This window comes from Pseudoduganella violaceinigra DSM 15887, from assembly GCF_000425385.1.
Classification (GTDB): domain Bacteria; phylum Pseudomonadota; class Gammaproteobacteria; order Burkholderiales; family Burkholderiaceae_D; genus Rugamonas; species Rugamonas violaceinigra.
This window is the reverse complement of the sequence record NZ_AUDI01000019.1, coordinates 87,058-100,935: the sequence shown is the minus strand read 5'-3', so window position 1 is coordinate 100,935 and position 13,878 is coordinate 87,058. Positions and strand designations below refer to the sequence as shown.

The window sequence follows — 13,878 nt, the reverse complement described above, 5'->3', positions numbered from 1 at the left end:
TCATGACGCGAAAAATCCTGCTTCACCTGACAGCGGAACGTCTTTACTGCCGCCTGTGGGAGCGCGGCAGGCTGGCAGCCGGACCGTGCTTCGAGCTTGCCGCAGGTGGCCCGGCGCATTTCGCCGCCTGGCTCCAGGAGCGCCAGGACACCCCGGCCTTGATGCTCGCCGACCTGGTGGAAGAGGACTTCCAGCGCCTCCTGCTGCCCCACGTTGCCGGCCGCGCGGGCATGGCAATGCGCGAACGGCGGCTGGCCCAGTCCTATCGCGACACACCGTTCCGGAGCTCGCACATCCAGGGCCGCGAAGATCAAGGCCGGCGCGATGATATTGTGCTGTTCTCGGCCCTGACCAATCCGGACATCCTGCGGCCCTGGCTCGATACGCTCGAAAACCAGCGCGTGCCGCTGGCCGCTCTTTACTCTCCCGCCCTGCTAAGCGCTGCCCTGTTGCCTGAGGATGCGCTGGAAGAGCCGCACCTGCTGCTGGTCACGCAGCACGACACCGGAATACGCCAGACCTACTTCCAACGAGGCAAGGTGCGCTTTTCACGGCTGGCGCAATCGGCGGCGGGCGCAGAGCAGGAGGCGGAAAGGACGCGGCAATTCCTGGCCGGCGCGCATATGCTCCAGCGCGACGCCATGTTGCGGGTGCTGGCCTTGCTGCCACTGGCACGCATCGCCGCGCCACCCGCGGCCAGCATCGCCCCGCTGCTCGATTGGCGGGTCATTCCGCTGGAAGAGGCGGCGGCACGGCAGCGCCTGGCCGCAGCGGATAAGCCGGACGACCTGTTCCTCGGCCTGGCGGCGCGCACTTCGCCGCCAGGCCACTATCCGCTTGGCGCGCGACAGCGCTATTACAGCCTGTGGCGTACGCGCCAGGCCTTGTATGCCTCCAGCGCAGTCATGGCCGCCTGCTGCCTGATTTGGACAGCGGCGAATCTCGTCGGCTCCATGCTGGCAAACGGCCATTTGAAGGAGCTGCGCAAGGAAACCGAGCGATTGGGCGGCGCTTACCGTAATAGCATGTCCAGCATGCCTCCGGCCGTCGACAAGACGGCGAATATGAAGGCGGCGGTGCAGATTGCGCAAATGGTGGCGCGCCAGGGCCCCTGGCCGCAGGCCGCAATGACGATGCTCAGCGAAGTATTGGAACGATCTCCCCAGATCCGCCTGACGCAGCTCGATTGGCGCGCCAATGCGCCCGGCATCGTGCCAGTGGCAGCCAGCAGCGCCCTGCCGGGTGCGGCCGCCTCGGCGACCCTGCTGGCGCCGCTGTCTTCCATGCTGATCGGGATTCCCAAGGCGCCGTCGCAGCAGTTGCGCCTGCAGGCCGAAGTCCTGGTGGAGCAGGACGACTATCGCAGCGTGCTGCTTAGCATGAACCGCTTCGCACAGGAGCTGGCCCGGACGCCGGGCATGCAGGTGGAAATCGAGCAATTGCCGTTCGACGTGCGGCCGAACGTCAAACTCAGCGGCAAGGCAGGGGCGGCACCCGGCTTGGGCGAGCGGGCAAAGTTCACCCTGAACGTCAGGTGGGCCCCATGATGCTCCTGCGCGAGTATTCCCTGTTGCGTAACGCGACCCTGGTATTCCTTGGCACCCTTGCTATCTCGCTTGCCGCCGTCTTTGCCAGCTGGTGGCAGCTGCGGCAAGCGCACCTCGGCGAGGCGGCGGCGCTGCTGGAACGCGACGGCGCCCGCTCGCGGCTCGCCCACGCGGAAACCGAGAAGGAGGAAATCCGCCTGTATCAGCCGCAGTTCATCGAATTGCGCCGCCGCGGCCTGGTGGGACCGGAACGACGGCTCGACTGGGTGGAGGCTATCCGCCAGATCCAGGAGCAGCGCCGCCTGCTGCCGCTGACGTACGAGATCGAGGTGCAGCAGCCGTACAAGCTTGAGACCGCGCTGCCAACCGGCGACTACGCCATGCTGGGCAGCCGCATGGCCCTGCATATGGATCTGCTGCATGAACTGGACTTACTGAATTTTCTTGCCGACCTGCGGCAGGCAGGAACGTTCGCCGTGCAGGATTGCGTGATCAGGCGTTCGGCCGGCGCCGCGCCGGCACCAGGCGCGCCGGCGCCGACCTTGAATGCGGATTGCACGCTGAATTGGCTGACCTTGACTCCCGCTCCGGCCCATGCCCCGCTCGGAGGGACGCTATGAGAGTCGCCATGCCAATGCTGTTCATGATGCTGGCGGCCCAGGCCAATGCGCAGAACTTCGTCAGCATGGGAAGGTTGTTCACCACGCCGGGCGAACGGGCCCAGCTCGACGCGCTACGCGGCCAGGCATCGCAGGCGGCAGCCAATGCCGCCGCGGTCGGCGGGCAAGGCGCCAACCCCGGCATGGTGGTCGGATGCCTGCCCGGTGCGGCCGCACCGGGATGCCCGCCACAGACCGCGCCCGCGGCGGAAGCGCCAGGCACGGCGGACGGTCCCGACGCGGCCGGACTTCGGCTCGATGGGCTGATCCGGCGAGGCAACGGCAGCGCCGTGCTCATTCTGAATGGCGAAGTCCAGGCCGCACCGCCAAGCGCTGTCTTGCGCGGCGCGGTCCGCTTGCAGGCCGATGGACATGCCGTCGTTCTCAAGCCGGGGCAGCGCTATGATTCCGCTTCGGGAGAAATCCATGAGCCGGATCGCTAGACAACGCGGCGCGACACTGCTGGTGATGCTGCTGATTGCCGTCGCGGCAACCGCTGCCATCCTGCTGTCCGCCTTCAGCGGCGGCCGTATCGAACGGGCACGCGAAGAGCGGACGTACGCCCTGATGGCGCAGGCGAATGAGGCGCTGATCGGCTTCGCCGCGACGCACGGCCGCCTGCCGCGCCCGGCGCTCCCGGCGCTCCCAGAGGCGCCGGGAGAAGATGGCCGGGAGAAAAAGGCGTTGTGCGCAAGCGAAGCGGATTGCACCGGCCTCCTCCCCTGGCTCGATCTCGGCCTTCCGGCCCAGGACAATTGGGGCCACTCCTTGCGCTATAGCGTGACACCGGAATTCACCTCGGCTCCGCTGGCGCGGACCGCCGCCATCGCCACCAAGCGTGTGCTGTCGCGCGATGCGGGCGGCGCGCTGTTCTATGTCGCCGGCCAGGATGCCTGCTCCCTGGCGGCCCAGTGCGCTCCCGCCGTGATCCTCTCGCGCGGACGCAACGACGCGCCCGACAGCCAGGACGAGGCCGGCAACCTGATGGCCACCGCCAGTTTCATGCAGCGCCCGCGCAGCAGCGAAGCGAACGCCCCGGGGGGAGCATTCGACGACCTGCTGGTGACGATCCCCCTGCAAACGCTTTACGACAGGATGGCGGCCGCCAAAACACTGCCATGAAGAACAAAGCTTTCACCCTGGTCGAAATGGCGATTGTGCTGGTCATCGTAGGCCTGCTGCTGGGCGGCATGCTGGCGCCGCTGTCGGCCCAGATGGAGCAGCGCCGCGTGGCGGACACCAGCAAAGCGCTGGAAGAAGCGCGCGACGCGCTGGCCGGCTTCGCAGCCCGTAATGGCTACCTGCCTTGTCCCGCCGTCTCCGCCTCGAACGGCCTGGAAGACCGCACCGGCACGCGCTGCAGCAACGAGCGCCGCCTCGGCTTCCTTCCCTGGGCGACGCTGGGCCTGCCCAAGCTCGACGCCTGGCAGCACCTCTACCTGTACAGTGTTACGCCCGCCTTCAGCGACAGCGGCGCGCCGTTCCGTCTCAACACGCCGCGCGATATCAGCATCGCCAGCCGCGATGCCGCCGGCGCCCTGGTGGCGGCCAGCGCACCGAACGACATTCCCGCCGTGGTGCTGTCGCAAGGCCGCAATGGCTACGGCGCCTTCAGCGATGCCGGGGTACAGGCCGCCGACATGGGCCAGGGAAATGCCGATGAAAAAGCCAACTTCCAGGCTGATGGCCGCATCTTCATCGCGCGCGGCCAGGCCGACAACCCCGCGGCGGCGGGCGGCGCCTATGATGACATCGTGCTCTGGCTATCCCCCAACATCCTGTTCAACCGCATGCTTGCCGCCCAACGTTTGCCGTGAAAGGAGAATGCCATGCGACACCGCGGCTTTACCCTCGTTGAAATCGCCATCGTCCTTGTGATCATCGGCCTGCTGCTGGGCGGTGTGCTCAAAGGCCAGGCCTTGATCGACAACGCCAAGGTCAAGAGCATCATCCAGCAGGCGACCGCACTGCAGGCGGCCGTCAACGCCTACCAGGACCGTTTCCGCGCCCTGCCCGGCGACGATATCCTCGCCACCACCCACGTTCCCGGCGCCGCCGGCAACGGTAACGGCGACGGCCAGATCAGCGAATACCAGTTGGCGCCGCAGCACCTCGCGCTGGCCGGCCTGATCACCGGCTCCTACAATGGAAGCACGGACTTCATGACCAGCGCCCAGGGCGGCGCCGTCTACATCTACAACGATGTGGTGGGCGGCCGGGGCGGCAATGGCATCCGTTTCGACAACCTGCCCGATACCTTCGCACAGGAGATCGATGCCAAGCTGGATGACGGCAAACCGGATTCCGGCAACGTGCGGGCAACCGGGCCTTATACTAATAACGGAACCATCATCACGCGCCTGGCAATCTTTTTTTGAGAGCTCATGACAGAAAACCCTGAACGACGCCGCGTCTTCCTGATGCGGCACGGCAGCGTCACTTACTTTGACGAAGCCGGCAAGCCCCATCTTCCCGAAACCGTTCCCCTGAACGAAGCGGGCCGCGCCCAGGCGTCAGCGGCGGGCCAGGCGTTCGCGGCCGACGGCATCAAGTTCGATCGCGTCATCGTTTCCGGCTTGCCGCGCACCGTGGAAACTGCCATGGGCGTGCTGGCGGAAACCGGCCAGCGGATCGCGCTCGAAACCTGGCCGGAGTTGGCGGAAATCCGCGGCGGCAAGCTGTCCGGCATCCCCGACGACAAGCTGCGCGACGCTTTCACCGGCGCTTTCGAGGGCGTGGTGCCCGAGCAGCGCCGCTTCCTGGGCGGCGAATCGGTGGGCGAATTGATGGACCGCATCCATCCCGCCATCGCCAGGCTGCTGGCCGACGAGAGCTGGGACACCGTACTGCTGGTCCTGCACGGCGGGGTCAATCGGGCCATCCTGTCCTATGCCTTGACGGGCGGCCAGCGCCTCTTCCTCGGCAATCTGTCGCAGGCTGCCGGCTGCATCAATGCGCTCGACGTGGGCCAGCAGCCGCACGACTGGATCGTACGCTTCTCAAACTACGCGCCGCACGCGCCCCTGCAGGCCGCCACACGCAGCACCACGATGGAACAGCTGCTCAAGGAATATTCAACATCGCGCTTGCTTTCCCGCCCACAAAAATAGTACGATCGTTCGCAAGGAGGACTTATGTTCGAAGAATTCATGGGCACCAAGGAGGTGTCGGAGCGCCACCGCTTTGACACCGCCGCGCTGAACGCTTACCTGCGCCAGCATGTGGACGGCTATCCGCAAGGGGAATTGAAGGTCGAGCAGTTCAAGGGCGGCCAGTCCAATCCCACCTTCAAGCTGTCGGTCGGCGACCAGCACTATGTCCTGCGCACCAAGCCGGCGCCGGCGGCCAAGCTGCTGCCATCGGCCCACGCCATCGAACGGGAATTCCGCGTCATGGACGCGCTGCACAAAGCCGGCTTCCCGGCCGCCCGCCAGTATTGCCTGTGCATGGACGAAGCGGTGATCGGCCGTGCTTTCTATGTCATGCAATTCGTCGAAGGGCGCGTCCTGTGGGACCAGTCCTTGCCGGGCATGACACCGGCCGAGCGCGCGGCGATCTACGACGAGCTGAATCGCGTCATCGCGCAACTGCACACCATTGACTACGAAGCCATCGGCCTGGGCGACTACGGCAAGCCGGGCAATTACTTCCAGCGCCAGATCGAACGCTGGAGCAGGCAGTACAAAGCCTCCGAAACCGAAACCATCGAAGCGATGGACAGCCTGATCGCATGGCTGCCGGCCCATATCCCGCCCGGCGAAGCCACCGCCATCGTGCATGGCGATTTCCGCCTCGATAACATGATCTTCCACCCCACCGAGCCGCGCATCCTGGCGGTGCTGGACTGGGAGCTGTCCACCCTGGGCCACCCGTTCGCCGATTTCAGCTATCACTGCATGAGCTGGCACATCGCGCCGGGCCAGTTCCGCGGCATCGCGGGCCTGGATTTGAAAGCCCTCGGCATCCCGTCGCAGCGCGAGTATATTGCGCGCTATGCCGAACGCACCGGCAAGGCAATCCGCCTGGAAGACTTCAATTTCTACCTCGCCTTCAATATGTTCCGCCTGGCCAGCATCATGCAGGGCATCATGAAGCGCTATGTGGACGGCACGGCTTCCAGTGCGCAGGCGCTGGAATCGGGCAAGCTGGCGCGCCCGATGGCGGCCATGGGCTGGGCCTACGCCCAGGGCAAGGCAATCGAATAAGGGAACCGCAATGGACTTCGACTACTCCGCGCGCACCAAGGAACTGCAGGCGCGCCTGCTGGCCTTTATGGACCAGCACATCTACCCGAACGAAAAGGCCTTCCATGAAGAGGTGGACCGCAACGGCCGCGAGCAAGGCAACCGCTGGATCCCCACCGGATTGATTGAACGCCTCAAGCCGCTGGCCTGCGAGCAGGGGCTGTGGAACCTGTTCCTGCCCCGTTCCAGCCGTGCGCCGGAAGGTCTGACCAACCTCGATTACGCGCCCCTGTGCGAAATCATGGGTCGCGTGCCATGGGCTGCGGAAGTGTTCAACTGCTCCGCGCCCGACACCGGCAATATGGAAACGCTGGAGCGCTACGGCACCGAGGAGCATAAGCAGCGCTGGCTGGAACCGCTGCTGCGCGGCGAAATACGCTCCGCCTTCGCGATGACCGAACCGGCCGTGGCCTCGTCCGACGCCACCAATATCGAAACCCGCATCGAGCGCGATGGCGGCGATTACGTGATCAACGGCCGCAAATGGTGGATTTCCGGCGCGGGCGACCCGCGCTGCCAGGTGTATATCGCCATGGGCAAGACCGACTTCGCGGCGCCGCGCCATGCCCAGCAATCGATGATACTGGTGCCGGCCGGCACTCCGGGCCTGACCGTACTGCGGCCCTTGCCGGTGTTCGGCTATGACGACGCCCCGCACGGCCACTGCGAAATGGTGTTCGAGAACGTACGCGTCCCCGCTTCCAATCTCCTGCTGGGCGAGGGCCGCGGTTTCGAAATCGCGCAGGGCCGGCTGGGCCCGGGCCGCATCCACCACTGCATGCGCGCGATCGGCGTGGCGGAACGGGCGCTGGAGCTGATGGTGCAGCGCCTGACGACAAGGATTGCATTCGGCAAGCGTCTTTCCGACCAGGGCGTGTGGCGCGAACGCATCGCGGAAGCGCGCATCCGCATCGATACGGCGCGCCTGCTCACCCTGAAAGCCGCCTATATGATGGACACGGTCGGCAACAAGGTGGCGCAATCGGAGATCGCCATGATCAAGGTGCTGGCGCCGAATGTGGCGCAGCAGGTGCTGGACTGGGCCATCCAGGCGCACGGCGCGGCCGGGGTATCGGACGATTTCCCGCTGGCCTACCAATGGGCCGGCAACCGCACGCTGCGCCTGGCCGACGGCCCCGATGAAGTCCACCGCAATGCCATTGCCAAGCTGGAGATTGCGCGCTTTTCGTCCAAGACAAGCTGAGCTATCATCGACCTGCAGCCACTTTCCCGAAAGGATGTGCCGTGCAGGACGATTCCAGCAAGCCCTTGCCGCCCTTGCGGTCGCAGATTGCGCTGCTGGCCGTGGCTTGCGCTGCGCCTACCCTGCTGGCAATTGCTTTATTACTGGTGTTTTCCCAGCAGCGCGACCTGGGCCGCGCCGAGCTGGAATCCGGGCGTTTGGCCCGCGCCACCGCCGCCGTCGTGGACCGCCAGCTGCTGGCTGCCGAAGCCGCGGCCATCGCGCTGGCCAATAGCCCCAGTGCCCGCAACGGCGACCTGGCCGCCATGCGCAGCCATGCGGCCGGGGCCCTGGCGCCTGGCTTACCCCATCAATCGCATGTCCTGCTCACCGAGAACGGCGCGCCGCAGCTGATCGCGGGCCGGCCTTTCCCGGTCGACCGCACCGCCAACGCGGAGCGCCTCAAATTCCCGCCCAACGCCCGTTCGCTTACCAGCCTGTTGCCCGCCAGCGGGAAGGAGCCGGCACATTTGGCGGTTGATGTGCAGGTGCCCCGGCCGGGCAAACCGACAGCCATCCTCAGCGTGCTGCTGCCGGCCGATGCGCTGGACAAGGTGGCGGAGGAAATGCGCCTGCCTTCCGGCGCCGCGATTGCAGTGCTGGCGCCCGGCGGCCAGCTGGTCGCCCGCAGCAATGACGATGGGCGCAGTAGCGGCCATCCTGCAGCGGAAGCCTTGCGCGGGCTGCCACTCCAATCCAGCTACCTGCGCGGCCCCGACACCTCATGGACGGTGACCGTCGCCATGCCGGACAACGCTGCGGCGGGCGGCTTCGACGGCGCCTTCCTCGGGCTGGCAGCGCTCCTGGCGGCGCTGATCCTGGCCGGCTTTGCGACAGCCGCCGTTGCCGCCCGCCGCATCGCGCGTTCGGTCGAAGCGCTGCATTTTCCGGCCCAGGCGCTGGCCGACGGCAAGCCGGTCGAGCTGCCGCGCGCCGAGTTCCTGGAAGCGCAGCAGATCGGCGCCACCTTGCAGCAACTGGACCGCGACCTGACCCGCCACCGGCAAGACCTGGAACGGGTGGTGGAAGAGCGCACGCAACAGCTGGAAAATTCCAATGCCCTGCTCGAGACCATCTACGCCACGGCGCCAGTCGGCCTGAGTTTTGTCGATACACGCTTGCGCATCCTGATGATCAACGACTACCTGGCGGCGCTGAACGGCTTACCGGTCAACGAACATATCGGGCGCCGCTTCGATGAAGTGATCAACGACCGTGACCTGGTGGCCCAGGTCAGCCAGGCGTACCGTAGCGTGCTGGACACCGGCCAGGCCGTGCCCATTGCAGAGCTGACCGGCGTCCCTGCTTCGCGGCCCGGCCGCACCAGCCATTTCATCGCCGGATATTATCCCGTGTTCGGCGCCGACGGCGTCATGGTCGGGATCACAGCCATGCTGATGGACATCACCCAGCAAAAGGACACTGAAGCGGCGCTGCGCCAGTCCAAGGCGCTGTTCAAGTCCGTGCTGGAAAATATGCCGGCCATGGTCTTCGTCAAGGATGCCCAGCAGCTGCGCTTTGAACTGCTGAACCGGCAGGGCGAGCTCCTGCTGGGCCGGCCCCGCGAAGACCTGCTCGGCAAGAGCGACCGCGATCTCTTCCCGCCCGAGCAAGCCGCCGCCTTCCAGGAGGCGGACCGCAAGGTGCTCGCTTCCGGACAGGTGCTGGAGATTGCCGAGGAAACCCTGCGCGGCGCCGGCGGCGAAACGCGCTACCTGACCACCCGCAAGGTCGCCCTGCGCGACGAGAACGGCACGGCGACCCATCTGCTCGGGATCGCGCTCGACATCACCGACCGCAAGCGCGCCGACGAAGCACTGCAGCAGACTTCGCTCAGCCTGGCGCGCAGCACCAGCTTCCTGCACACGGTGACGGAAAACCTGCCCGGCGTGGTGGCCTACTGGGATACCGATCTGCGCTGCCGCTTCGCCAACAAATTCTTCCTCGACTGGTTCGGCAAGACCCTGGATCAGGCCATGGCCGAGCCGATCGGCGACGTGCTGCCGGCCAGCCTGCTCGAGCAGATCCGCCCGCAGATCGGCGCCGTACTGGAAGGCAGCCCGCAGCACTTTCTGTGCGAGCTGGAACTGCCGTCCGGCGAGCTGCGCTACGCCTGGTTCAACTTCATTCCCGACCGCGGCGATTCGGGCGCCGTACGCGGCTTCTTTGCCTTAGGCTCGGATGTATCGGAACTCAAACGCAGCGAATTGAAATTGCAGGAGCTAAACGATCAACTGGTGCGGGCCCGCGACCGCGCCGAGGCGGCCAGCCGGGCCAAGAGCGACTTCGTGGCCAATATGAGCCATGAAATCCGCACGCCAATGAACGCCATCACCGGCCTGGCGCGCCTGCTCGAGGAAGCGCCCCTGGAGCGGCGCGAACGCAGCTACGTCAGCAAGATCCAGCTGGCGACGCAAAGCCTGCTCGGCGTGGTCAACGACGTGCTGGATTTCTCCAAGATCGAGGCCGGACAGCTGCAGCTCGAACAGGCGCCCTTCAGCCTGGACCAGCTGCTGGCCGGGACCGCCGTCCTCCTGGCCAACAGCGCCTGGGACAAGGGCGTGGAACCGGTGTTCGACCTGGCGCCGGCGCTGCCCGCTGAAATCTCGGGTGACGCCATGCGCCTGCAGCAGGTGCTGCTGAACCTCCTGAGCAATGCCATCAAGTTCACCGAACAGGGCGAAGTGCTGCTGTCCGTGCGCGAAACCCATAGCAGCGCCAACTGGCTCACGCTGGAATTCACGGTGCGCGATACCGGCATCGGCATTCCCGCCGAACAGCAGCAGCATATGTTCGACGCCTTCTCCCAGGGCGACAGCAGCACCAGCCGGCGCTATGGCGGCACGGGGCTCGGCCTGGCCATTGCGCGCCGCCTGTCCGACCTGATGGGCGGCGTGATCAGCGTCGAAAGCCGGCTGGGCAAAGGCTCCACCTTCCGCTTCGTCTGCCCCATGCAGCGCTGCGCCGCCAGCGAAGCGCCCGCGGTTCCCGCCAGCCTGCAGGCACTCTCCGTCCTGGTGGTGGACGACCGGGCCAGCGTGCGCCAGGCGCTGCGCAGCGCCGGCGAAGCGATGCAATGGGCCGTCGTCGCCGCCGCCAATGCGGCCGAAGGCTTGCAAGCGCTGAGCAGCCAGCGCTTCGACCTGCTGGTGGCCGACAGCGCCATGCCGGGCACCGACGGCATTGCCATGCTGGTCGAAGCGCGCAGCGGCGCCCTGCCCTTGCCCAAAGTGGTGATGATGGCCTCGGAGCGTTCCAGCGAAGACCTGCTCCAGCTTGCCGACAGCCTGCAAATCGACGCCGTCCTCGCCAAGCCCTTCACCCCGGCCAGCCTGCGCGATGCGGCGCTGGCCGCGCTCACCGGCGCCAGCCAGCCGGAGCATCGAAGCAACCATGCCGGCCTGTCGGGCAGCCTGGCCGGCATGCGCGTGCTGCTGGTCGAAGACAACGAGATCAACCAGGAAATGGCGCGCTACATCCTGCTCCATTGCGGCGCGCTGGTGGAAGTGGCCTCCAATGGCGAAATTGCGCTCGACCTGCTGCGCGACGACCCGCAGCGCTTCGACGCCGTGCTGATGGACCTGCAGATGCCGGTGATGGACGGCTACCGGGCCACCGAATCGATCCGCTCCATGGGCCTGCGCAGCCTGCCCATCATCGCCATGACGGCCAACGTCATGCCGGAAGACCGCCAGCGCGCCATCGAGGCGGGCGTCGACGCCCACATCGCCAAGCCGATCGACGTCGACGAAATGATCGCCACCTTGTCCCGCCTGGCGCCCTTGCATCCCGAAATGGCCACCGGCCAGCCCCGCGCGGTGCACAGCGACGTCCGCGGCGACGGCCGCCCCGCGTCGGTAGCGGGGATCGACCTGGAGGCGGCGCTGCGCCGCGTGGCCGGCAACTATGCCGCCTTCGCCGGCCTGCTCAAGCGCTTCGAGAATTCCCAAGGCGACGCCGTGCAGGAAGTGCGCGAATGCCTGGCCCAAGATAAACGTTATGCCGCCACGCGCGTGCTGCATCGACTGAAAGGCGTCTCCGCCAATCTTGGCGCCACCGAGGTGGCCAGGCTGAGCGCCCAGGCCGAGACCGCGCTCGCGGAAGGACAGGACAGTTCCGCCGCCGCCCTGTTGCTGTCGCTGGAACAGGCGCTGGCCGTGGTCACCACCGCCGCGCGCGAACTGCCGGTGCCGGTGCTGCCGGTCGCCAACAGTATCCCCACCGGCAGCCTGTCGCAAGCCCTGGGGGACTTGCTCATGCTGCTAAACAACAGCAATATGCGCGCCCTGGCCGCCTTCAAAGCCATCAGCCCGCTGCTGGAACAGCGCTGCCCCGACCTGCTGCCGGCGCTTGCCAATGCCATTGAAACGCTCGACTTCTCCAACGCCGAACACAAGGTGCAGGAGATCCTGAAACGGGAGGAAACCGCATGACATGGACCGACCAGGCGCGCAACGGACGCCTGCTGATCGTCGACGACGCCATGGAAAATATCCAGATCCTGAACCATGCGCTGGGCGGAGAACATGAAGTGCTGTTCGCCCTGAACGGGGAAAAGGCGCTGGAACTGGCGCACGAGCAGCGTCCCGACCTGATCCTCCTGGACGCCGTCATGCCGGGCCTTGACGGCTACGACGTGTGCGCCGCCCTGCGCGCATCGCCCGATGTTCTGGGCATCCCGGTCATCTTCGTCACCGCCCTGACCACGCCGGAAGACGAGACGCGGGCGCTGGAAGCCGGCGCGGTCGACTTCATCACCAAGCCATTCAATATCGCGGTCGTCCGCGCACGGGTGCGTACCCACCTGACGCTGAAGCGCCAATCCGACGCCATGCGCGAGCTGACCCTGACCGATGCGCTGACAGGCGTCGCCAACCGCCGCAGCTTCAACGACACGCTAGATAACGAATGGCGCCGCTGCGCCCGCGCGCAGGCCATGCTCTCTGTGATCATGATCGACATCGACCATTTCAAGCGCTACAACGACGCCTACGGCCACCAGGCGGGCGACATCTGCCTGCGGCAAGTCGCCAACGCGATGGTGCCTTGCGCCGGCCGCACCCCGGACCTGCTGGCACGCTATGGCGGCGAGGAATTCGTGATCCTGCTGCCCCAGGTCGGCCAGCAAGGCGCGGAAACGGTGGCCCAGCGCATCCTGGCGTCCGTGCGCGAGCTGGCGATCCCGCACCGGATGTCTTCGGCCAGCGACACCGTCACCGTCAGCCTTGGCGTGGCCACCGTCATGCCAGCCGACGGCCATTGCGACGCCGACGCGCTGGTGCGCAGCGCCGACCATGCCCTCTACCAGGCCAAGGAAAGCGGCCGCAATCGCTTCTGCGTCGCCAGCTGCGTTCAGCAATAGCGCCGCTTCGGCCAATCAGCAACGCACCGTGTTCAGTACGCGGTCACTCCCCATGCCGTGCCTGGGGGACAGCGGTCACTGCGCCCTGCGCCTGCGCGCCAGCCAAGCCAGCACCCCACAGCCCGCCATCAACATCGCGTATTCCCCCGGTTCGGGCACCGCTGCGATATCGCGGGCAAACATACTCAGGTTGGAAAAGTCCGGATTGGCGTTATTATTCCCGGTGAACCATTCGATGCGCCAGGTCCCGTTCAAAGTCTGCCCGCCATTAATGGCCTGGTTATCGAACAGGAAGCCTGCGCCGCCGTCGCCGGCATGCATGGCAAACACCAGGTCCAGCACCATATTCGCGGCGCCGCTATTGTGCACCGACCAGGTACCAGCGGTACCGCTGCTCATCGCAAAACCGAATTTGAGCACGCCGGTATTGTTGAAGGCCGCGCTCATATCGTATTTGTCGAGCAAGCTCCAAGGGCCGCTGCCGTAGCTGTCGAACGCCGTGCCGAAGCCGCTGGTGTCGCCATTCGGTCCGGCATGCGGATTCCAGCCGTCGGCAAAGACATAAGCGTCCGAATCGAAGCCGCCGAGCGTGACGTCGTCGGCCGAGATGTTGCCTGGAGTGGTCGCGCCCCAAGCGCTTGCGGCCAACACCAGGCTCGTAGCCGCCAGGGCTAATTTTCTTGCCAATGCACACATGATCAAGTCCCTCTTCGAAAAAACCTGCGCCTTTCAACAGCTTAGTTAAGCCAGCGGTGGCTAGCGTTGTGGTGGCACAAGCTTGGGGACGCGAAAATTGCACGGCCATGCCAAAAGAAAAACGCCG

At 66.1% G+C, this 13,878-nt stretch carries 12 protein-coding genes; 11 read left to right on the top strand and 1 reads right to left on the bottom strand.

Features of this window, described 5'->3' with window-relative positions; genetic code table 11:
• Positions 1–2: 2 nt before the first annotated feature.
• The 11 genes from H597_RS0112630 to H597_RS0112580 are packed head-to-tail and all read left to right on the top strand — an operon-like array spanning position 3 to position 13,055.
• Positions 3–1,547 carry a hypothetical protein gene (locus H597_RS0112630; RefSeq protein ID WP_028102469.1) on the top strand — a complete coding sequence of 515 codons (1,545 nt, stop codon included), beginning with the start codon at positions 3–5 and terminating at the stop codon, positions 1,545–1,547.
• Positions 1,544–2,167, top strand: a complete 624-nt coding sequence (locus H597_RS30710) for a hypothetical protein (protein WP_051293743.1) — start codon at positions 1,544–1,546, stop codon at positions 2,165–2,167. The genes H597_RS0112630 and H597_RS30710 overlap by 4 nt, the downstream gene beginning before the upstream one ends.
• A gap of 8 nt (positions 2,168–2,175) precedes the next feature.
• Positions 2,176–2,649 (top strand): hypothetical protein, encoded by a 474-nt coding sequence (locus H597_RS0112620; protein WP_028102468.1) that lies wholly within the window; start codon positions 2,176–2,178, stop codon positions 2,647–2,649.
• On the top strand, positions 2,633–3,328 hold the full coding sequence (locus H597_RS0112615) for a type II secretion system protein (protein WP_028102467.1): 696 nt from the start codon (positions 2,633–2,635) through the stop codon (positions 3,326–3,328). Before H597_RS0112620 ends, H597_RS0112615 begins: the two co-directional genes overlap by 17 nt.
• Positions 3,325–4,023 (top strand): type II secretion system protein, encoded by a 699-nt coding sequence (locus tag H597_RS0112610; protein ID WP_028102466.1) that lies wholly within the window; start codon positions 3,325–3,327, stop codon positions 4,021–4,023. The genes H597_RS0112615 and H597_RS0112610 overlap by 4 nt, the downstream gene beginning before the upstream one ends.
• 12 nt (positions 4,024–4,035) lie before the next feature.
• Positions 4,036–4,584, top strand: coding sequence for a prepilin-type N-terminal cleavage/methylation domain-containing protein (locus tag H597_RS0112605; protein ID WP_028102465.1), 549 nt, complete (start codon positions 4,036–4,038; stop codon positions 4,582–4,584).
• A 6-nt stretch (positions 4,585–4,590) separates the two neighbouring features.
• On the top strand, positions 4,591–5,316 hold the full coding sequence (locus tag H597_RS0112600; RefSeq protein WP_028102464.1) for a histidine phosphatase family protein: 726 nt from the start codon (positions 4,591–4,593) through the stop codon (positions 5,314–5,316).
• A gap of 24 nt (positions 5,317–5,340) precedes the next feature.
• Positions 5,341–6,411, top strand: coding sequence for a phosphotransferase (locus H597_RS0112595; protein WP_028102463.1), 1,071 nt, complete (start codon positions 5,341–5,343; stop codon positions 6,409–6,411).
• Between the two features lie 10 nt (positions 6,412–6,421).
• Positions 6,422–7,654, top strand: coding sequence for an acyl-CoA dehydrogenase family protein (locus H597_RS0112590; protein ID WP_028102462.1), 1,233 nt, complete (start codon positions 6,422–6,424; stop codon positions 7,652–7,654).
• Between the two features lie 41 nt (positions 7,655–7,695).
• Positions 7,696–12,126, top strand: coding sequence for a PAS domain-containing protein (locus tag H597_RS0112585; protein WP_028102461.1), 4,431 nt, complete (start codon positions 7,696–7,698; stop codon positions 12,124–12,126).
• Positions 12,123–13,055, top strand: a complete 933-nt coding sequence (locus H597_RS0112580; RefSeq protein ID WP_028102460.1) for a diguanylate cyclase domain-containing protein — start codon at positions 12,123–12,125, stop codon at positions 13,053–13,055. The genes H597_RS0112585 and H597_RS0112580 overlap by 4 nt, the downstream gene beginning before the upstream one ends.
• Before the next feature lie 75 nt (positions 13,056–13,130).
• Here the strand turns inward: H597_RS0112580 and H597_RS0112575 are convergent, their stop codons facing one another.
• Positions 13,131–13,703, bottom strand: a complete 573-nt coding sequence (locus tag H597_RS0112575) for a PEP-CTERM sorting domain-containing protein (protein WP_051293741.1) — start codon at positions 13,701–13,703, stop codon at positions 13,131–13,133.
• Positions 13,704–13,878 lie beyond the last annotated feature (175 nt).

Bases quoted from the DNA above. Each gene is read 5' to 3' on its own strand.
- H597_RS0112600 (WP_028102464.1), top strand. From the start codon at position 4,591: ATGACAGAAAACCCTGAACGACGCCGCGTCTTCCTGATGCGGCACGGC.
- H597_RS0112580 (WP_028102460.1), top strand. From the start codon at position 12,123: ATGACATGGACCGACCAGGCGCGCAACGGACGCCTGCTGATCGTCGAC.
- H597_RS0112610 (WP_028102466.1), top strand. From the start codon at position 3,325: ATGAAGAACAAAGCTTTCACCCTGGTCGAAATGGCGATTGTGCTGGTC.
- H597_RS0112605 (WP_028102465.1), top strand. From the start codon at position 4,036: ATGCGACACCGCGGCTTTACCCTCGTTGAAATCGCCATCGTCCTTGTG.
- H597_RS0112595 (WP_028102463.1), top strand. From the start codon at position 5,341: ATGTTCGAAGAATTCATGGGCACCAAGGAGGTGTCGGAGCGCCACCGC.
- H597_RS30710 (WP_051293743.1), top strand. From the start codon at position 1,544: ATGATGCTCCTGCGCGAGTATTCCCTGTTGCGTAACGCGACCCTGGTA.
- H597_RS0112590 (WP_028102462.1), top strand. From the start codon at position 6,422: ATGGACTTCGACTACTCCGCGCGCACCAAGGAACTGCAGGCGCGCCTG.
- H597_RS0112615 (WP_028102467.1), top strand. From the start codon at position 2,633: ATGAGCCGGATCGCTAGACAACGCGGCGCGACACTGCTGGTGATGCTG.
- H597_RS0112630 (WP_028102469.1), top strand. From the start codon at position 3: ATGACGCGAAAAATCCTGCTTCACCTGACAGCGGAACGTCTTTACTGC.
- H597_RS0112620 (WP_028102468.1), top strand. From the start codon at position 2,176: ATGCCAATGCTGTTCATGATGCTGGCGGCCCAGGCCAATGCGCAGAAC.